At 42.4% G+C, this 19,861-nt stretch carries 21 protein-coding genes; 11 read left to right on the top strand and 10 right to left on the bottom strand.

Going from position 1 to position 19,861, the window contains the following annotated elements; genetic code table 11:
• The first annotated feature begins 173 nt into the window (after positions 1-173).
• Positions 174-3,452 carry a TonB-dependent receptor gene (locus L3V43_RS07285; RefSeq protein ID WP_010605339.1) on the top strand — a complete coding sequence of 1,093 codons (3,279 nt, stop codon included), beginning with the start codon at positions 174-176 and terminating at the stop codon, positions 3,450-3,452.
• 57 nt (positions 3,453-3,509) lie between these two features.
• Here L3V43_RS07285 and L3V43_RS07280 read toward each other — a convergent pair whose 3' ends face one another.
• Positions 3,510-3,980 (bottom strand): MarR family transcriptional regulator, encoded by a 471-nt coding sequence (locus tag L3V43_RS07280; protein ID WP_235367378.1) that lies wholly within the window; start codon positions 3,978-3,980, stop codon positions 3,510-3,512.
• A 112-nt stretch (positions 3,981-4,092) separates the two neighbouring features.
• Between L3V43_RS07280 and hmgA the strand changes: the two genes are divergently transcribed.
• A complete protein-coding gene (gene hmgA / locus L3V43_RS07275; protein WP_235367379.1) occupies positions 4,093-5,388 on the top strand; it encodes a homogentisate 1,2-dioxygenase in 1,296 nt (431 codons plus the stop codon).
• 8 nt (positions 5,389-5,396) lie between these two features.
• Positions 5,397-6,023 carry a maleylacetoacetate isomerase gene (gene maiA, locus L3V43_RS07270; protein ID WP_237116396.1) on the top strand — a complete coding sequence of 209 codons (627 nt, stop codon included), beginning with the start codon at positions 5,397-5,399 and terminating at the stop codon, positions 6,021-6,023.
• Between the two features lie 74 nt (positions 6,024-6,097).
• On the opposite strand, the gene L3V43_RS07265 is transcribed toward maiA, so the two are convergent.
• Positions 6,098-6,328 carry a TIGR02647 family protein gene (locus L3V43_RS07265; protein ID WP_010373121.1) on the bottom strand — a complete coding sequence of 77 codons (231 nt, stop codon included), beginning with the start codon at positions 6,326-6,328 and terminating at the stop codon, positions 6,098-6,100.
• A 60-nt stretch (positions 6,329-6,388) separates the two neighbouring features.
• Between L3V43_RS07265 and L3V43_RS07260 the strand changes: the two genes are divergently transcribed.
• Both L3V43_RS07260 and L3V43_RS07255 read left to right on the top strand, forming a co-directional pair.
• Positions 6,389-6,670, top strand: a complete 282-nt coding sequence (locus tag L3V43_RS07260; RefSeq protein ID WP_099028603.1) for a DUF1496 domain-containing protein — start codon at positions 6,389-6,391, stop codon at positions 6,668-6,670.
• Between the two features lie 32 nt (positions 6,671-6,702).
• A complete protein-coding gene (locus L3V43_RS07255; RefSeq protein ID WP_235367381.1) occupies positions 6,703-6,945 on the top strand; it encodes a VF530 family protein in 243 nt (80 codons plus the stop codon).
• 16 nt (positions 6,946-6,961) lie between these two features.
• Here L3V43_RS07255 and L3V43_RS07250 read toward each other — a convergent pair whose 3' ends face one another.
• From L3V43_RS07250 to L3V43_RS07240, 3 genes are all read right to left on the bottom strand, one after another.
• The gene (locus L3V43_RS07250) at positions 6,962-7,672 is read right to left on the bottom strand and encodes a transporter substrate-binding domain-containing protein (protein WP_237116327.1); all 711 of its coding nucleotides are present in this window, start codon (positions 7,670-7,672) and stop codon (positions 6,962-6,964) included.
• Between the two features lie 174 nt (positions 7,673-7,846).
• On the bottom strand, positions 7,847-8,959 hold the full coding sequence (locus L3V43_RS07245) for an arginase family protein (protein ID WP_010605332.1): 1,113 nt from the start codon (positions 8,957-8,959) through the stop codon (positions 7,847-7,849).
• Positions 8,960-9,255: 296 nt separating this feature from the next.
• On the bottom strand, positions 9,256-10,035 hold the full coding sequence (locus L3V43_RS07240; protein WP_010605331.1) for a DUF2189 domain-containing protein: 780 nt from the start codon (positions 10,033-10,035) through the stop codon (positions 9,256-9,258).
• 378 nt (positions 10,036-10,413) lie between these two features.
• Here L3V43_RS07240 and udp point away from each other — a divergent pair, with 378 nt between their 5' ends.
• The gene (gene udp, locus L3V43_RS07235) at positions 10,414-11,172 is read left to right on the top strand and encodes a uridine phosphorylase (protein WP_010605330.1); all 759 of its coding nucleotides are present in this window, start codon (positions 10,414-10,416) and stop codon (positions 11,170-11,172) included.
• Positions 11,173-11,198: 26 nt separating this feature from the next.
• On the opposite strand, the gene cdd is transcribed toward udp, so the two are convergent.
• From cdd to ppc, 3 genes are all read right to left on the bottom strand, one after another.
• Positions 11,199-12,065 carry a cytidine deaminase gene (gene cdd / locus L3V43_RS07230; protein WP_237116328.1) on the bottom strand — a complete coding sequence of 289 codons (867 nt, stop codon included), beginning with the start codon at positions 12,063-12,065 and terminating at the stop codon, positions 11,199-11,201.
• A gap of 43 nt (positions 12,066-12,108) precedes the next feature.
• Positions 12,109-12,477, bottom strand: coding sequence for a hypothetical protein (locus L3V43_RS07225; RefSeq protein ID WP_010605328.1), 369 nt, complete (start codon positions 12,475-12,477; stop codon positions 12,109-12,111).
• A 215-nt stretch (positions 12,478-12,692) separates the two neighbouring features.
• Positions 12,693-15,326: a phosphoenolpyruvate carboxylase gene (ppc, locus tag L3V43_RS07220; RefSeq protein ID WP_206471938.1), complete on the bottom strand. Its 2,634-nt coding sequence runs from the start codon at positions 15,324-15,326 to the stop codon at positions 12,693-12,695.
• 125 nt (positions 15,327-15,451) lie between these two features.
• Here ppc and L3V43_RS07215 point away from each other — a divergent pair, with 125 nt between their 5' ends.
• From L3V43_RS07215 to L3V43_RS07205, 3 genes are read left to right on the top strand one after another with little or no spacing between them, the layout of a single operon-like run.
• Positions 15,452-15,841 (top strand): DUF393 domain-containing protein, encoded by a 390-nt coding sequence (locus tag L3V43_RS07215; RefSeq protein WP_010605326.1) that lies wholly within the window; start codon positions 15,452-15,454, stop codon positions 15,839-15,841.
• The gene (locus L3V43_RS07210) at positions 15,834-16,559 is read left to right on the top strand and encodes an SDR family NAD(P)-dependent oxidoreductase (RefSeq protein WP_010605325.1); all 726 of its coding nucleotides are present in this window, start codon (positions 15,834-15,836) and stop codon (positions 16,557-16,559) included. The genes L3V43_RS07215 and L3V43_RS07210 overlap by 8 nt, the downstream gene beginning before the upstream one ends.
• A gap of 7 nt (positions 16,560-16,566) precedes the next feature.
• Complete coding sequence (locus L3V43_RS07205) at positions 16,567-17,208, top strand: flavin reductase (protein WP_237116329.1); 642 nt, start codon at positions 16,567-16,569, stop codon at positions 17,206-17,208.
• A 6-nt stretch (positions 17,209-17,214) separates the two neighbouring features.
• On the opposite strand, the gene L3V43_RS07200 is transcribed toward L3V43_RS07205, so the two are convergent.
• Positions 17,215-18,000, bottom strand: coding sequence for a DUF6279 family lipoprotein (locus L3V43_RS07200; protein ID WP_237116330.1), 786 nt, complete (start codon positions 17,998-18,000; stop codon positions 17,215-17,217).
• Positions 18,001-18,140: 140 nt separating this feature from the next.
• Here L3V43_RS07200 and L3V43_RS07195 point away from each other — a divergent pair, with 140 nt between their 5' ends.
• Positions 18,141-18,866 carry a tetratricopeptide repeat protein gene (locus tag L3V43_RS07195; RefSeq protein WP_010605322.1) on the top strand — a complete coding sequence of 242 codons (726 nt, stop codon included), beginning with the start codon at positions 18,141-18,143 and terminating at the stop codon, positions 18,864-18,866.
• Positions 18,867-19,052: 186 nt separating this feature from the next.
• Positions 19,053-19,223, top strand: coding sequence for a DUF2986 domain-containing protein (locus tag L3V43_RS07190; protein WP_010605321.1), 171 nt, complete (start codon positions 19,053-19,055; stop codon positions 19,221-19,223).
• A gap of 178 nt (positions 19,224-19,401) precedes the next feature.
• Here the strand turns inward: L3V43_RS07190 and L3V43_RS07185 are convergent, their stop codons facing one another.
• Positions 19,402-19,776, bottom strand: coding sequence for a hypothetical protein (locus tag L3V43_RS07185; RefSeq protein WP_237116331.1), 375 nt, complete (start codon positions 19,774-19,776; stop codon positions 19,402-19,404).
• Positions 19,777-19,861 lie beyond the last annotated feature (85 nt).

Below are 19,861 nucleotides of genomic sequence, written 5' to 3'. Positions count from 1 at the left end.
CACTTTTACGACACGGCTACCTTCTATAGAAGCTAGCCGTGCTACGTCGTAAACCAGCAGGTGATTGTGCTTTATAAATTAATCAACATAGTTAGAGAACAGGAGTACTAGATGCTGTTTAAACACATCTAAAAATCTGACTCTCATAATCTACTTACACGGGAAATGAAACAATGAAAAACGTTCGCTTAACTAGAGTGGCCGGCGCACTTGCATTAGCTCTTGGGGTATCAGTCAGCGCATACGCTGCAGATACATCGTCTGCAATGCGCGGTAAGATCACCACCCCAACCGGTGAAGCAGCTGCAAATGTTAAAGTTACAGTTATTCACGAACCAACTGGTACTATAAGCACATTCACTACTAATGAATCTGGTGCTTTTATCGCAAAAGGTCTTCGCGTTGGCGGACCTTACAGAGTAGTACTTGACTCTGACAAATATTCAGATGCCCAACTTGACAATATCTATCTTGAGTTAGGCGACACTCACCGTATCAATAATCAACTTCAACCATTACAGCAAATCGAAAAAATTGAAGTTACGGGCTATAAGCTGGTACAACAAGCTGGTGGTTCAAGCAGCGTATTTGGTGCTGATACCATTGAAAATGCACCTAGTTTCAATAATGACATCAAAGACATTGCGCGCTTAAATCCGCTTGCCAGCATCAATGGAAATGGTGAACTCACGATTGCGGGTAATAACCCGAGAACGAATGGCTTAACCGTTGACGGTATCGGCCAAAATGATGACTTTGGCCTCAACTTTGGCGGTTACCCAACAGCACAACCACCTGTGGCACTTGATGCAATTGAGCAGATCTCAGTTGATACATCACCTTTTTCTGCTAAAAAAGGTAACTTTGGTGGTGGTACAATCAATGCGGTTACTAAGTCCGGCTCTAATGAATATACTTTCACAGGCTTCTATGAGACAAGTACACCAAGCCTTGCAGGTAAGTTAGATAATATTTCCGACGCCAAATATAAAGAAGATGTTAAAGACGCTGATGGTAATGTAATCCACCGTGCTGGCTCAAATATTCTTGATGAAGATGGTCACAAGACTTTCGAAGTGGCAAGCACAGATCCTATCATTACCGAAAAGCGTTTAGGCTTTAGTACCGGTGGCGCGATTATCAAAGACAAGTTATTCTACTTTGTTAACTATAACTCTTGGAAACAAGAGATGGACTTGGACTACGGTTTTGATGGTTCTGGCACCGCAAATGAGTTTGACGTTAGTGAATCTGACTATAACCGCTTTATTTCTGTACTAAATAATGTATATGGTATCGAAGATGAATTCGGTGGTGACCCTGAAGATACTAGTGATAGTGTCCTAATTAAGCTTAGCTGGAACATTTCCGATCTACATCGTGCTGACTTTACTTACCAATGGCAGGATGAAGAGGATGAGAAAGAATTCGCTACAGGTGGTGAAACTATATCTATGGCTTCAAGTCGTTATACTTATACGACTAAGTTCGATAACTTTGCCGCCAAGTTATACTCAGACTGGTCAGATGAATTCTCTACAGAGATAGGCCTTGCGTATAAAAATGTAACCAATGACAGTGTAACCAACTCAGATTTAGGTACTATTGAAGTTTACTTAAACGATGGTCGTGGTGCTGGTTTCCAATTTGGCCGTAACATCTATCGTCATGCCAATGAATCAGAAACCGAAACATTTGCGTTTACACTTGATGCAACTTATCTAATGGGCGACCATGAGATTAACTTTGGTGGTCAATATGAGAGCAAACGTCTTTACAACCTATTTGGCGAAGGTTCGATGGGTAGTTGGACGTTTGGTAGCATTGAAGACTTTGAAAATAAGAAATTATTTTTAAATAGATACGATGACTACCAATTTTCTTACGCCAATGCTTATACTAATGATGTCAATGACTTAGCTTATGATGCAACGCGTGAGCAACTTGCGCTTTACGTTGAAGATAAGTTTTATCTAACAGATGACCTTGAAGTGACGGCGGGCCTTCGTTATGAGCGTTTATCTTCAAGTGACAAGCCTACATTAAATACTGCTTTCCAAGAAACTTATGGTTATACGAACCAGGAAAACTTGGATGGTGCTGATATCGTTCTACCTCGTATTGGCTTTAAATACTATGCTACTGAGTCATTAACAATTAATGGTGGTGTTGGTCGCTTCCACGGTGGTATTCCAAATGTTTGGTTTAACAACCCATTCCAAAAAGACGGCTTAACGCAAGTTGATGCGACACAAGACGCTATCAATAATTACTTTGCAGGCGTAGATCAAGTTGATTTCACTCGCGTGCCTCAGCAAATTCAAGATTCTTTACAGCAAGGTGCTGGCAGCACAGCTTATACGGATCCTAACTTCAAGCTACCATCAAGCATTCGTGCACAGGTTGGGTTTGAATACGAATTTGATTCTGAACTGCTAGGTGACGGCTTCAAGTGGACTGCTGAACTTGCTTACCACAACAAGCAAGACGAAGCGGTATGGCATAACACTTCTATTACGCCAAAGCTTGATGAAAACGGTAACATCGTGCGCTCTGCAACTGGTCGAATCATCTATGATAACAAGTACTCTGGTGAGCTTAGAGATAACTATGACATCATGATGACCAATGCTGATGAAGACGCACGTTCTATTATTTTAAGCACCGCAATTGCTAAAGAGTGGGATAACGGTCTTTACGTTTCTGCAAGTTACACGAATCAAGATGTTGAAGATGTATCACCTGGTAGTGCTTCTCAAGCAGATGGTAACTACAAACACGCAACTACGCACAGCCGTAATGTTGACCTAGTAGGTCGTGGTCACTACGAAGTAGAACATAGCTTCAAGATTAACTTGCGCTACACTACTGAATTCTTTGACGGTTATGCGTCGAAGTTTAACGTGTTCTTTGAACGTAGATCTGGCCGTCCATTTAGCTACACAATGGGTTCATACAATGATTATGACTTGGGAGATACCCGTGACTTTGCAGGTACATCTGCATACCTAGCGTACATCCCATCAGGTCCTGATGATGCGAATGTAAACTGGGAACAGTCAGATTTATCTTGGAATCAGCTAGAAGCCTTGCTTAACCGTGCAGGCATAACTGAGCGTGGACAACTATTAGACCGCAATACGGGAACTCAGCCTTGGGTTACCACTATGGATGTTAGCTTTAAACAAGAAATCCCAGGTTTCTATAAAGAGCATAAAGGCGAACTTTACTTTATGATCGAAAACTTCGCTAACCTACTTAATAGTGACTGGGGTGTAGAGAAGAAGCTAAGTTACTCTGACCAAGCCGTTTATGACTTCGGCGGTTTAGATGACGATGGCAAGCTAATCATCGAGCCACGCTACAACGGTGCTGATGTTCGCAATTACTCGACTATCGATAAAGGCGCGTCAGCATGGCAAGCTAAAATTGGTATTCGTTACACATTCTAATATCTAACACGTAATTAGATAATCTCCCAAAGGCCAACGATCGTTGGTCTTTTTTCATTAATCAGCATTGCTGGTATCACAGTTTGCTAGTCTATTTTGAAGCGTCATTAACAGCCCAATAAAATTTTCTTTCTGCTCATCGCTAAAACAACTAAGTAACTCAGCTTCCCATGCCAATGCAAGCGGCGTTAATGCTTGATAAAGCACTCTTCCTTGCTCTGTCACCGCAATAGTTTTTGCACGTTTATCACTTGGACTCACTAACATCTCGATCAACTCTCTGTCTTGTAACTGCTTAATTGCTCTTGAGACGGTTGATTTATCCATGCTTGCCAATTCGCATATGTGCTTTGCAGTAAGCCCCTCCGTCTGTATTGCGTGAGATAATACTCGCCATTGTGGCTGCGTTAATTCCCCCTTTTGTTCGTAGACGTGCGCAAAGTCATTGCTCACTTTTGTTGACAGTGAAACGAGCTGATACGGCAAAAAATCGTTTATATTCAGCAGCTTTCCATTATTTTTAGACATTATTTCACACTCCCAACTGTCACTATTACTTTACAGAGCGACTAGATGACAAACATTGAAAATACTCTCACATGAGAGTATCTTACTATAAAACACAAAGGAGTCGAGACACATGAGCCAAGAACTTCAATATTTAACTGGATTTGGTAATCAATTTGAAAGTGAAGCACTGCCGGGCGCTTTGCCTATTGGTCAGTTTTCACCGCAAAAAGTAAAATACGACCTTTATGCGGAGCAATATAACACCACCGCTTTTACAGCGCCTCGTGCTGATAATCGTAGAAATTGGTTCTACCGTATTCGCCCTTCTGTTTTACAAGGTGAATATGAAGCGATGGATAATGGCCTATTACGCACGGCACCAATAACTGAAGCCGTTACCCCCCCTTCCATGTTGCGCTGGAACCCTATCGATATACCACACGAAAAAACAGACTTTATCGATGGCTTAGTAACGATGGCAGCTAACGGCAGTGCCAATGGCCAAAGCGGGATTGGTATTCATGTATATGTTGCTAACGCATCAATGGAAGGTCGCTACTTCTATAATGCGGATGGCGAGCTGTTATTCGTCCCACAGCAAGGCGAACTCATTTTACACACAGAGTGCGGAAAACTCGCAATTAAACCAGGTGAGATTGCCGTTATCCCTCGAGGTATCAAATTCAGTGTAGAGCTTTTAAGCGATACGGTGCGTGGTTATATTTGTGAAAACTACGGACACCCTTATATATTGCCTGAGCGAGGCCCTGTTGGGGCGAATGGCTATACCAACGAACGTGACTTTCAATACCCGGTTGCCGCCTTTGAGGACAAAGAAGGTGATTTTGAACTCGTTGCAAAGTTTAATGGTAATTTGTTCCGCTGTGAGATTGGCCACTCACCACTTGATGTGGTTGCATGGACAGGTAATAGCGCCCCATACAAATATGATTTAGCACGATTTAACGTAATGAACACCGTAAGCTTTGATCACCCAGATCCGTCAATCTTTACTGTACTGACTTCTCCATCAGGCACACCTGGTGTTGCAAACGTAGACTTTGTGATCTTCCCACCGCGCTGGATGGTGGCAGAAAATACATTCCGTCCGCCTTATTATCACCGTAATATCATGAGTGAGTTTATGGGCTTAATTGAAGGGGTATACGACGCCAAAGAACATGGTTTTGTGCCAGGTGGCATGAGTCTACACAACTGTATGTCTCCTCATGGGCCAGAAGCTGATGTATTTGAAAAGGCGAGCAACGCAGAGCTTGCACCACAGCGCTATGAAAACACACTCGCGTTTATGTTTGAGTCACGTTACATTATCTCTCCAACTAAGTATGCTTTAGAAGGCAAAGCACGTCAGCCTAACTATGCTGATTGCTGGAAAGGCATTAAAAAGTACTTTAAAGGAGCATAAAGATTATGTTGAAACTCTATACTTATTTTCGCTCATCTGCAGCCTATCGTGTGCGTATTGCTTTAAATCTTAAAGGATTAGACCACGAGTTAGTCCCAGTAAACTTGCTTAAATCGGAGCAAAACGGCGAGGCATATTTAAGTAAAAATGGTCAAGGATTGCTACCGGCTCTTGAAACTGAGCATGGCGTTCTTGCACAATCTTTAGCGATATTAGAGTGGCTAGAAGAAACCCAAACAGGCCAAGCATTGCTACCACAAGATCCTTGGCAAAAAGCGCAGGTAAGAAACTTTTGCTACGCCATCGCCTGTGATATCCACCCTATCGATAACTTGCGTGTACTTAAATATCTCTCAAGTGAGCTAGGTGCATCTAATGAGCAAAAAAATGAGTGGTATCGCCATTGGGTTATCGAAGGCTTTAAAAAGCTCGAGCCTATGATAGGCGACGGTCAATTTTGCTTTGGCACGGAGCCCACACTTGCGGATGTTTGTTTAGTACCACAAGTGTTTAATGCCCTGCGTTTTAAAGTTGATATGACTGCATTTCCTAAGATCAGTCGAGTGTACGAATATTGTAATACGCTTGATGCGTTTTCTGATGCGGCGCCTGAAAATCAATTAGACGCACAATAAGGCTAGTAAACGATAAGCCAACTAAAAAGAGTGACATGCTAAGCATATCACTCTTTCAATCAAACGAACGTTTGTTATTTCAACGCGCTATAGACATGATCAAAATGGCCAATAAGGTCGTGACCAAGATCAGTCAAATAACCCCCATCGGGGCTGTCAATGACCCCTTTTTCAAATAGCCGCATCGCGGCACCTTGTATACCTTCAGGCGCGCTGCTATGAATTTTTATCCCCTGATGCAAACTATGTCTTGGAAATCTAGCTAGTAAGGTCAACTCATCCAACAATTTTTGGTCTAATGCCATTGTCATTTTTCCTTATTCTTCTATAGTCATTTAACACTCTAGTTCAAAAACCCAAATTTGATGAAGTTTTTAATTTGTTTAATCGCTGTTAATTTGATCTCACTGCCTGTTTTGGCTACAACGCCCGCTGATTTAAGGTTATATGGAGAAATACCAAAGCAAGTCTGTTGGTATGAAGGAAAGTCATATAGCGAAGGCGCACTATTGCTACAGTTTGACATGCTGTTTGTCTGTGCAACGAAAAAGTACAACGAAGACAATGGCAAACTTGTGTGGGTAAAGGCTGACGCGTCTGGGGCACCAATTAGACCTGAAATTTCGGATAAAATTAGGGTAAACTAGGCGTAATATCTAAAGTTATATAGAAGTAGAAGATGACAACCCAAGCAAATAACCCCCTTCACGGTATCAAGTTAGAAGAAATTATTGTAAAACTTGAACAGCAGCTAGGCTGGAAAGAAATGGCAGCCGCCGTAGATATCAACTGCTTCAAAGATAATCCAAGCGTTAAATCTAGTCTCAAGTTTTTGCGTCGCACACCTTGGGCAAGAAGCAAAGTGGAGCAACTGTATCTAGATACCTTCCACGGCTTTCAGTGGCCTGATATAAAAAAATAACCCGTTTTCTCTAAGTTTATTTGGCTACATAAAGCACGTTGTAAGTCTCCTCAAGCTTATCAAGAATATGCTTGGGAACATTTTTATTACAGGCTAGATAAAGAGACGTATTAAACTGATCTAATGTATATACCGGCTCAAGTAATTGAGCCGTTTGCTCTTTTGCACTTCGAAACCTAAACTGAGCATCGCTTAATATCACCAAATCAACAAAGTCTTTGCGCGTCTTGAGTAGCTCAAAAACCTTATCAAAAGAATTAATCAGGATTAGCTGCTTTCCTTCTTGAAAACCATGTTCCATTAAAAATTGGTGGCTAAAATTGTCTCGGATCACCGCTGTTCGATAGGCTTGCGCATCTTCTAATTTATTCAGCTTGATTTTGCTTTCACGTAGCGCATAAAAAGAGGTGGTAAACGTATCAATGGGAAATACCCAAGTAAACTCATTTTCGCGAATGGTATTTCTGGCTGTTGAAAACACACAGGTATCTTCTTTTCTTAATGCGGCATTATAGGCTGCAGGCCATGAAAGTACGTTGATGGTGTAATCAACGCCAGAGTCATCAAGCACTGCCCTAACTTTATCCGCTGAACGCCCAATTAGCTCCCCTTTTTCATTAAGGTATTGGAAGTCAGGAAAGTTCTCAGTGACAATATTTAGCGTATAGGCAAGCGCACTGAAACTCATCAGTAAAATACAAAGACCAAAAGAGTATGCACCCTTCATGAAACTCTCCCCATAGCTACTTGAATAATATAGTCTTAACTTAAAGGTTGAGCAATTTTTAAAGAGATAGAATAGCTGCTTGTGAATGCGGGTTATGGGTAACTTATTGAAGTGAATGAGTGATAGACAAAGATGCCTCCGCCTATCACAGTGCTGTTTGGTTATTTAGTTGCTTTAGCTATTGTTGATAGCATCAATTAAAAACGCACTCAGCTTAGCGCCTTCTTTAAGCGTGGTTTCTGAGCTCGTTTGTCCAACAAGAGAGCTGTCGGTAAATGGGGCTATTTCCATCATGTCTGCACCTGTGATTTTAAACTCACCACGCAGAGCTTGTAGAATTAACATCGCTTCGTCTGGAGTCATACCGCCTGCCTCTGGAGTGCCCGTTGCAGAAGCAAACTCTTCATCAAGTGCGTCAATATCGAAGCTGACATAAAGCTCTTCAACATCATCAGCCTTTAACTGCGCAATAACCTCATCAACTATCACTTGTGCACCACGTTCTCTGATCTCATGAGCCCAATGCTGCTTAACGCCGAATGTAGACTCCCAATGAGATTTGGGTTTGCCACTAGAGCGGATCCCAAATTGCACTAAGTGATGGGGTGCAGGTAAAAACTCTAGGATATGCGTACACCAAGAGCCGAAGCATAAATCGATACCTAAGCGCTCAACAAGTAAATCCGTGTGAGCATCAAAATGGATAATCGCTGTTTTTACACCACGAGCACGCTTTGCTTTAAGATACGCTTTTGTTAACGGGTAGCTGATTGAGTGGTCACCACCAATACCGAACACACCTTTATTTGGGTAATTTTCGTAAAAGCCATCGCACACATCTTCTGTAATAGATAATGGTGACACGTAATATTCGCTCTCAGGGTCAGCATAAAGTGCCTTTTGACAGTTACTGATCGTGCTCTCGTTTAAATATTTGTCGTGTAGTAAATGTGGAATAACACGCACATCGCCAAGGTCAAACGCGCTCGTTTGCGGCTGTTGCTCTATTAATGTCGAACGCAAAAATAACGGGCCCCAGTTGGCGCCGCGTAAAATACCACCGCCACAATCTGAACTGATCCCAAGAATTGCCGCTTTATGTTCACTTTCGCCCAATTTCTCCAGTGACGCTTTCCATAAAGTATCGACTCCTTCTGTTTGTCCATATAGCTTTTGTCTTAGCGCGTCTTTTCTTTCTTTCGCTGTGTTTACTGTAAACACACCATCTCCCGGTGGGCATAAACAGTGCTCAAGTTTTTTATGGAATTGTTTTTTGCTCTCAGACATCGCTATCCCCTCTTATATGCATAATCATGCGACCCAGAAAAATCTTCCCTATTGCGCTTTATATATTGCGAAACACTCAAAATACGATTGGCTTAAAATGAGTAAAAACGACAAATTAAAAATAAAAATCCTTATAAATCAAAAGACTTGCTTGATCTCTAACTTCGTTTTCGAAAGACATTGACTGTTCATTAGGTCGTTGTTGCAGCACATATAACAGGTTCAAATAAGAAGTCAACCGCAGTACCAACAATGCTCATTGATGCTACGGTTGTTTATTCATAGAGGGTGTTTAGTTATTCGTAGTGGCGTGGCACTTTTGTTTTAATTACAGCGATATAGCCATGCCAACTTGCGTACGCTAGCAGCGGCATAATAACGATAAACCCAGCCGTTCCAGTTGCAAACCCAAGCATCACCAAGAACACTAAGATCCCACACCATACCACCATAGCGCCGACATTTTCTTTCACAGCATGCATTGAGCTTATTACCGCAGTCATAATATCCACTCGGCGCTCCATCATTATTTGTGGCGTAAACGCTGAGATTGCAAATACACACACCAATAAAATGCCTCCCACTATCGAGCCGAGTGCTAAAAATGCCGAAAGCTGTTCAAACGTAGGATTCGGAACATTTGGATATAATGCATGGATAAGCGCCGCTAAGCGCATCCAAACAATCATAATGACCATCAGTAACACCGCAAAACCCCACTCGCCAGCGGGATTACGAAACATTGATTTAAGACTATGCGTTAACGTTGGTTTATGGCCCTTTTCCAACTCCCACGCAACATCATACAAGCCAGCTGCGAAAGCAGGTCCAATAAGTGCAAAGGCGACAGCGGCAGGCAGAATTACCAAGTGGGTACCTGATTGGTACACTAACCACATGATAAAAGCAGGTATTAGGGTAAAAATAAGTCCATACACTAGGCTAAGTAATGGTGCATTCGCAATATCTTTAAATGCTAATGCAAGCCAGTGAAACGGTGCCAAGGTTGGAACTTTGTTGCATTCAAAGCAACGCGCAAATTCGTTATCTTTATTTATAGAATGTGTAGCAGGCATAACCATTCCTCATTGTTGCTCTCATGTTAAGGTTTAGTGGAACATCGACAATCCCGCAAGCTATCCTGAGCTATAATACCAACTGCGTTAATTCTCTAACCAATTTAACGGGTAAAATATCATACAAGCTTCGTTAAAAATTTCTTATTTAGAACAACTAAATAGCAAAATTTTTGCCTTGCCTATATGGATTTAGTTGCCAAAGTGGTAGCAGGACGCGAGAGCGGTGCTACTAATATTATTTCCCGCTTCAAAATAGCTCATTTACTTAATACGATTGGTATAATTTAAACACGCCACACTTAAATAGGACATCTGTCCTGTACTTGATAGGCGTTAACTATAAACATTACGCTTTAATTATAACTAAGGTTTACTATGGAAAAGGTATTTCACTTAGGTCTTACGAAAGCCGACCTACAAGGCGCTTCACTAGCAATTGTTCCGGGTGATCCCGAGCGCTCAAAACGCATTTCTGAATATCTCGACTCTCCAGTCTGCTTAGCACAAACTCGCGAATTTCATATTTACCTTGGCTTTTTAAATGAAAGTCCTGTGGTAATTTGCTCAACTGGCATAGGCGGCCCATCTACGTCAATCGCCGTTGAAGAATTAGCACAGCTTGGTATCACTACCTTTTTACGCATAGGTACGACTGGTGCCATTCAACCACATATCGATGAAGGTGATATTTTGGTGAGCACGGCATCAGTGCGTTTAGATGGCGCTAGCCAGCATTTTGCGCCTATCGAGTTTCCTGCTGTGTCTGATTTTCATACCACTTCAGCAATGGTACAAGCCTGTGAATCGTTGGGCATTACTCACCATGTTGGGATCACTGCGTCTAGCGATACTTTCTACCCAGGGCAAGAACGTTACGACACATACTCAGGCTACGTCAGAAAAGCGTATCAAGGTTCGTGTGCAGAATGGCAAAAGCTTAATGTGATGAACTATGAGATGGAATCTGCGACGTTATTTACCATGTGTGCAGCACTTGGATTGAAGGCAGCTTGTCTTGCAGGCGTATTGGTAAACAGAACACGCCAAGAAATTCCTAATGTCGACCATCAAGCTGTTGAAAAGAAAGCTGTCACTGCAGTTTTAAAAGCAGCTGAACTGTTACTTTCGAAGTAGTAGCAGTAATCGTAGAGATTGAGTGGTTACTCAATCTCTATATGTGTAAGCAAATGCTCGGCATTGTATGCCTTTAAAACCGCTAAGCTTACTTGCAACTGATTAGCACTGCCCTGCTTTTCTAGCAAAGTGATCTCTACGACATTTACCTCAGATAATACTTTACCCGACATAGCTAATTGACTTAGTGCACTTTGTAATGGCGATAAGCTTGGGTTATAAGCCGCATTTTCAGCATAACGCCCATAAAAGCACTCACCAGTGTCTAGTTTAATTTCCACCGCACTTTGGTTGTGTGTGTAGGGGCAATAAGCGTGCAGATAATGCTGATAAAGCGCCGCACTGATTGATGCAGGCGATGTTTCATTCGCAGCAAGATGTTGCACTTGAGAAAAGAGTTTTTCACTGTTGCCCAGATCGTCCGGACCAAACGAAGTCGGCAGCAAATCACACAACGAGGTTCTGCCTGTCGGCAATAAAATTTCAAGCTCCTTAGCGGTGCTTAGCTCATTCATAAATTGACGACAAAATCCGCAAGGCGCGGCATTGATCGTCATTTTAGAGATTTCCGTGGCACCATTTAACCACGCATTGTTAATTGCCGCTTGCTCGGCATGAACAACCAAAGAAAGCGCTTGATGCGAAAATTCTAAATTCGCGCCTAAAAACGCTTGTTGAGATTTATCATCCCAAGCAATGGCACCAACATAAAATTGTGAAATCGGAGGCGTTGCAAACTCAGCCGCAACTTCAAGTAAAGCAGCCTCAAGCTCAGATCGAGATAAGTGAAAGCGGTTTTGATATTGTAATAGCTGGGAATAACTAAATATTCCACGATGGGCGATGGCGTATTGCGTTAACGCACTTTTTATTGATGGTTCTATCTTTGCCATATTGTTGTCATGTTTATCTATGGCAGGATAGTTTACGCAAGAGTTACAGCCGACTCAACCATTCTCTTGCAGATTTAAAACACTCAAAGTTTTCAGCGCTGATATTAAAACGCTTAATTTTCTGTAGAAAAAGATCATGCATATAACCTTCAAAACCAACGACGCGTGCAATATGTAAATTGCCAATATTGTGCGCAACTTTTGGCATTATGTTCACAATATCAATTGCGGCGAAGCGGTGTTCAAGTTCACTCACATCTACTAATACTTTGCTACTATTATGCTTTTTTGCGTATAGATTGGCTTTCTCGTATGCCGAGACCACATCGTTTGCATTCGCAATTCCTCTGATCTTCATCATAATCAGATCATTACACTCATCAAATGTGACGCTAGTAGATATTTTGTGCATGTATCGTAGACCTATCAACCGACAATTCTTGAATAAAACAAATAAAACGACTGGTAAAACCAGCCGCGCATTTTAAATCAATGAGAATTACTGTCAATAAATATACTAATAAAAAACCAATCAAAATAAAAAAACCAATCCATTGGGATTGGTTTTGTAGCTATTATGCTTATAAATGTAAAATTTTACAAAAATAGATTATTCAAATTGTTGCACTAACCCGTGTTGCGCATCCCCGCCGCAATCCCTGTCATCGTGATCATAAGTGCCAGTTCCAAATCGTGATTGGTTTCTTCACGCACACGCTTTAACAGTTCTATTTGTAACAAGTTTAGAGGATCGGTATACGGGTTTCTCAGCCCGATTGATTCTTTGATCCAAGGTTGCTGTGACAACAGCGACGACTCTGGCGCAAGGCCGCGAATAAGCTCGATGGCCTGTTGTAAGTTGTCTCTTAACTCATCCCCTAGGCCTATATACTCGTCACTAACTAAACTTGCATCATACATCTCGCTGAGCCAAAGGTCGGCTTTACAGAATACCATTTCGAGCATTTCTAAACGGGTTCTAAAAAATGGCCACTTTGCGCTCATTTCTTGCAGCATATCTTTACCAAACGTTTCTACGGCAGCTTCAAGACCTTCTTTCGCCCCTAGCCAAGCAGGCAACATCAAGCGGTTTTGACTCCATGCGAAAATCCATGGAATAGCCCTCAAACTCTCTACTCCGCCGTTTGGATTTCGTTTAGAAGGCCTCGAGCCTAGCGGTAATTTAGACAGCTCTTGTTCTGGCGTTGCCATTCTAAAGTAAGGCACAAACTCAGGGTTCTCTCGAACAATACTGCGATACTTTTTGCAGGAAGCTTCACTAATCGTCTCCATAACCTCTACCCATTTAGGTTCGGGTCGAGGGGGCGGCAACAAATTACTTTGTAAAATCGCACTGGTATAAATAGATAGACTTTGCATCGCGACTTTAGGTAAACCAAATTTAAAGCGGATCATTTCGCCTTGCTCGGTCACTCGCAAGCCACTTTTTAGCGAACCAGGAGGCTGAGATCTCAGCGCTTGTGCAGCAGGCGCCCCCCCTCGACCAATCGTACCTCCACGGCCATGGAAAAGGACCAGCTCAACGCCCTTCGCATCAGCAAGGTTAACCAGCTTTTCCATTGCATCATACTGCGCCCATCCTGCCGCCATCATCCCTGCGTCTTTTGCAGAGTCGGAATAGCCGATCATGACATATTGCTTGGCACCAATCGTGCCTTTATACCAAGTGTTCTCAAATAACCCGCTGATCACTGATTGCGCATTGTTTAAATCATCCAGTGTTTCAAATAGCGGGGCTACCGGTAAGTTGAATTTACACCCGCTTTCTTGGAGTAATAAATGCACAGCAAGAATATCAGAGGCACTTTGCGCCATCGAGATAATGTAAATGCCGAGTGCGTTTTGGTCTTGATCCGCAATCGTTGCAAATGTCTCTAGCACCTCTTGGACATTGGAAGAGGGTTGCCAATGACGTGGCAGTAACGGTCGTCTCGAGCTTAGCTCGGTTAATAAGAAAGCTTGCTTGTCTGCTTCTTGCCACTGAGCATAATCACCAAGACCCAAATAGCGTGTTAATTCAGAAAACACTTCGGTATGTCTGGCGGAATCTTGGCGAATATCTAACTTACATAAAGACACGCCAAAACAGTCAATTCGCCTTAATACATCTAACAACAAACCGTCGGCAATATTAGCCATGCGACAATCAACCAGCGAGCGATAACACGCCTCTAGTGGCTCTCTTATCTGTGATACCTGTTTAATCTTGTCCTGATAATGAGAGGGCGTGCCTTTGATTTTATATTCCAATGCTGCAATGGTTTCTTCTACCTCAGCGCGTACTTGCTTTAGTACATAACGATAAGGTTCATTACTGCCGTCCGCTCGCGCTATAAAGCTTTCGGATGCATTACTCATAGAGAGTTCTGCGCCCAAAATTTCTAGATCTCGACGATATAAATCAAGCGCCATCCAGCGGCCGTGATCAAGCACAGATTGCGTCACATGAGAAGTAACAAACGGGTTGCCGTCTCTATCGCCCCCCATCCAAGAAGTGAGTTGAATCGGACTAAAATTGGCTGGTAGTTGTAAGTTTAATCGCGTTTTCACTTGGGCGTTGAAATACCGAACAAACTTAGGCACGGCTTCCCAAAGACTATTTTCAATAACCGCGAATCCCCACTTTGCTTCATCCAGCGGCGTAGGTCGCTTTTCTCTAATATCGCTTGTGTGCCACGCTTGTGAGATCAACTGCTCAATGCGGTCAATGACCTCATCGTAGACAGGGTCCTCACCTGAGGTCACCTCAAGCACTTTTAAACATTCGCTCAGCTCAACGTGTTTATTGATGATGGTTCTGCGTGTTACTTCCGTCGGGTGAGCGGTTAGCACCAAATCGATTTTTAGTTTGCTTATTACATCTGCAACTTCGTTTAGTGTCAGCGCACCAGCATCAACTTTACTTTGCAATTCATCAAGCGCCTTATCGACTTCGATCATCACGCCGTCTGGAGAGCCTGATTTTGAAATGGTGTGGAATTGTTCTGCGACATTCGCCAGGTTTAAGAAATGATTAAATGAGCGAGCAACGGGAAGTAGCGCTTCATCGCTTAGGCTACGTAAGGTGTCAATCAGCGCTTGCCTATCTGAATCATTACCGCTTCTAGAGGATTTTGCTAGGTGTCTAATTTCTTCAACTTTGTCTAATGTTTCTTGACCCTGCGCTTGTTGAATAATTTGCCCTAACATCTGCCCCAAAAGGCTCACATTACTACGTAGGCTTGCGTATTGCTCAGTCATACAATCTCCTTGATGAAAAGATACTCGAACTCCACTATACCGAGAATAAATTGATTTGCGAACGATCTATTTTCAAGACGTTAACGTAATAACATGACAAAGATAAGTATTATTCGAGTGAGCGAATGATTGTATTTTACGATGGTAACTGTCCGCTATGTGTGAGAGAAATGAATGAACTTAAGCATTTCGATCAACACAATAAAATTGATTTTGTGAATATTCATGATGATCGCTTCTCGAGCGAGTTTCCTGAGATAGAGCATGAAGCGGCTATGGCAAAGCTCCATGGTTATGATAACCAAGGTAAGCTTATTTTAGGACTAGATGTTACCGCAGCGGCTTGGAGTCAAGTTGGCAAACATCGCTGGATCAAATTATTAAGATTACCCATCATCCGAACAATTGCAGACGGCGTTTACCTGTTTTTTGCAAGGCACAGAATGAAAATTTCTAAACTTCTGGTCCCAAATCAATGCAGTATACAAAATAGTGGAGATTGCAATCGTGACTAACTTCGCCATCATAGTGATTGGTGCAAGTTCAGCGATCGCTGATGCCTTTATACAAGCGCAAACCGAACAAAATCCCGACGTAAAAATGATCACGGTGTCTAGGCAAGCTAAAGCGGCTTCACATGCCAATAACCTGCATTTTCAGTGTGATTATTCCAAAGCACAAATTCAACAAGTTGCGAGCCGTATTCTCGAGCAAGAGTTAACGATTAAAAGCGTCACCATTTTTAATGGCTTACTCCATGACGAGTTTGATACATTCCCAGAGAAAAAGCTTGAGGACATTGATCTTGAATACAGCATGGCGCTGTTTAATATCAATACCATGATCCCCATGCTTTGGTTACAAGCTTTATTGCCAGTCTTAAAAGGTAAGCAGTCATGCGTAGTTACAGCACTCTCTGCCCGTATTGGAAGCATCAGTGACAACCAGATGGGCGGCTGGTACAGCTACCGCAGCTCAAAGGCTGCGCTTAATATGATGTTTAAAACCGCAGCAGTCGAGCTTGCGCGTCGAGCAAAAAACATTAAGCTCATTTTGTTCCATCCAGGTACTACCGACACGCCACTTTCAAAACCTTTTCAAGCCAATGTCCCGGACGAAAAACTCTTTACGCCGGAATTTGTAGCACATCAACTTAGTGGCATCATCGCAAACAGTCATCCTGATGGTACGGTGAGCTATGTTGACTGGCAAAATAAATTAATTGAATGGTGAACACAGCATGAAACACTTCTCAAGTAACGATATTAAAACCTTAGACGAGCGTTATCGCGCATTGATGATAAATTCACTATCAGGCTTCAAAAGCGCTAACTTAATTGGAACGGTTGATGAGACAGGTCAAGAAAACTTGTCTATCGTCAGCTCCGTTTTCCACCTCGGTGCCAGCCCGGCGCTCGTGGGTGTGATTTTTAGGCCTCATAGCGTACCTAGGCACACATTGGAAAATATCTTAGCGACTGAAAAATACACCATTAATCAAGTTAATGTTCAAATTTATATGACAGCCCATCAAACCTCAGCCAGATATGAAAAGAATCAATCTGAATTTGAGGAAACAGGTTTAACCTCCGAGTATTTAAATGCTTTTCCAGCTCCGTTCGTCAAGGAAAGCAGACTAAAATACGGGCTTAGCCTCAAAGAGCACCAAATCATCAAGCTCAACGATACCGAGCTGGTAATAGGCGAAATTGAGTCTCTTCACATTGAAGAAAACGCTCTACTCGAGGACGGCTATATCGATATAGAGGCGCTCGACTGTGTCGCGATTTCCAGTTTAGACGGCTATCACAGTACCAAGCGTATTAATCGCTTGGAGTATGCTAAACCAAACAAGCCAACCAGAATTAAATTACTTGGCTAGGTATCTCTACAATGATTCCAAGAGCTCAAGTAATTCTTCGAGCTCTTCCTTAAAGTGCTTCTTTTGTTTGTCGCTCATGGTGTCTTTGAGTTTAACAGCAAGATTTGCATACTCTTTTATTCGCCTTGCTTGAATATCTAGGATGCGCTCAGGCAGCGCTGTGGGTGTAGTAACTATCGCTTGCTGCAACAGCTCAGGTGAAACCTGCTCGACTCCGCTCAGTATCATGGCTTGTTTAAACTGGCTAAATCGTCTTTGTTCATGTGCACGCCAAACCTGACGCGCAAACTCGCCTTGCTCGTAATATTCGTTAATAAGCTCCTTTTGTTTATCACTCAAATCACCAAGCCAACGCTCGTAGCGGTTAAATTGGTCTCCTTCCTCCCAGTCATCGTCCAACATTTCTTTTTCTATGTTGGCTATCAGCATTTCTCGCTGTTCACGGTTAAGCGAATTTAGGTGTGTTTCTAACTTGGGATATACGGCTTCAACGACGGAATACCAATAGTTCCTTGTGGTATACACCATATGCACCATGTCACTCTCTGTCATGGTTTGCCAGTGCTTCAACAGTGATTGGATATGAGATTTGTATTTTGGTAGCTCTGACTGTCGATGCCACGCAACCAAAGATTCTACATCAGCCTCCAGCTTTTCCTCTTGCTCATCCGTCAGCTCAACATAATCGGAAATATAATAACTCGCTAACCATCCTAAGTTGTTATAGGCCAATCTTTGACTACATCCAGCCAAACACAGTAAACATAGCGCCAGTGCTATTAATTTCTTCATCCCATAGCCTCAATTTTTGTTTTTATTACCTTATATTAACGCAGTATCTGCCATTTTAGATTTGTATTTTGTAAATCTGTGTTTCTGGCATTAGAATAACTAACAACATAGTTAGCATAGCTACCTTAAGGAGGTCTATGATGTTAGGCAGGATTTCAAAAGCATGTATCGCCATTGCACTTTTAAGCCAAGCACCTTTGGCAACAGCTGGATTGGAAGAAGGCATAGATGCACTCAATGCTGGCAGGTTCGAAGAAGCACTACAAGAATTCAATTATTTAGCTGAAATGAACTACGCCCCAGGCATTTATCAACTCGGTGTAATGTATGAAGGCGGCTATGGTGTCGTTAAAAATCAACGCAAAGCTGCAGAGTTATTTCAACAGGCCGTAAAACTTGGTGAAGCCGACGCAATGTTTGCGCTAGCAGTCATGTATGACGAAGGTCGCGGCGTTAAAAAGGACCGCTCAAAATACGTTGAGCTAATGACCAGAGCGGCAAACAAGAACATGCCAGCCGCGCAATTTAACGTAGCGCTAATGTATGCAAACGGTGACGGTGTACCACAAAGTTACCGCCACGCACTTAACTGGTATGAAAAAGCCGCCGCAAACAACTACACCTTAGCCATGTTTAATTTAGCACTCATGTATTTTCAGGGCTTAGGAGTCGAGAAAAATATTGAACGCTCGTACGTATGGAACACGTTAGCCGAATTTAATGGTTATGCTGAAGCCACAAAGAGCCGAGTACTCGACGAAAAACAGCTTTCCCCTTCACAAATCGAGCAAGCGAAAGAGCTCGCAAATAGTATTTACGAGCGAATTCAAGCCGGTAAATACGTAGCTGAAACACGTACAAAGTAAGTAAAGTGGTAAATAATAAAGGTCTCATGTGAGGCCCTTATTATTTTTCCTTACTAAGAGATTGAGCTAGTACCATCACACCTAGGTAAAAGTCATGCTCATTATTAACCACGTCAATCTTTTTATCATTGTTGAACCCGCTAACACTAAGGTAAACTAGCACTTCATTCATAATGAGCTGTGAAAATGAATCGCAAAAAGAAAATTTACGAAACCTTAAAGAAAAAAGACAAGCGTGCTAATGCTAAACTCCACAAAAGCAACAAACCTCGTTATATTTCAAAAGCTGAGCGTGAGAAAATCGCAGCCCAACAGCAAGAAAGTGAGGAATTAGATAGCGAAAACAACGAGCATTAATAGCCCCAGTTTTGTGTCAGCTCGTCATTAACTATTTTAATTTCAAGCACTTTTTAACTATGATTCTGCATTGTTGCCTACCTCAATCAATCCTCCAACGTTAGATGAGGATCTCTGCTCTCAAATTAAAATTGATTTGCTGGTTTGAACAGTGAAAATTCACACGTGTTAGGTGTTACTACTTCCATGACTCTGAGTCTTTGCAAACAAGGTGGATAATCGATGCAGGGCTGGACACCCAGAATGCCTGAAATCCTTCAGGTAACGGCTCGATTTCATCGCAGCGTACGACGCCAGCAGCTTTGAGGAGCTCTGACGCTGCTGCAATATCATTGGTAACAATCTCGAGCCATGTTTCGGCTTGGCTGATACCAGGTACGCTGTCGAGCCAGAGATTATTGGAGCCAAACTCAAAACCAACCGATGGAGCATGCTCTGTTATTTCTTTGAGGCCAATGACATCGCGGTAGAACTGAAGCGTTGCCTCGTACTGATGAGGCGGCAGCTTCATGGCGATATTACGACCAGCTGTAAACTTAACCTTAGTATTCATGTGAACTCCTTCCTGACTGAAACTGTCATCCTGTATCGTGTTAGCCTGAATATTGGGCTGAGCCAGCACTCTCTCTAGCATCAGC

The organism is Pseudoalteromonas sp. L23 (assembly GCF_021728455.1).
In the GTDB taxonomy this organism is placed as follows: Bacteria; Pseudomonadota; Gammaproteobacteria; order Enterobacterales; family Alteromonadaceae; genus Pseudoalteromonas.
This window is presented reverse-complemented; position numbering and strand designations above follow the sequence as displayed.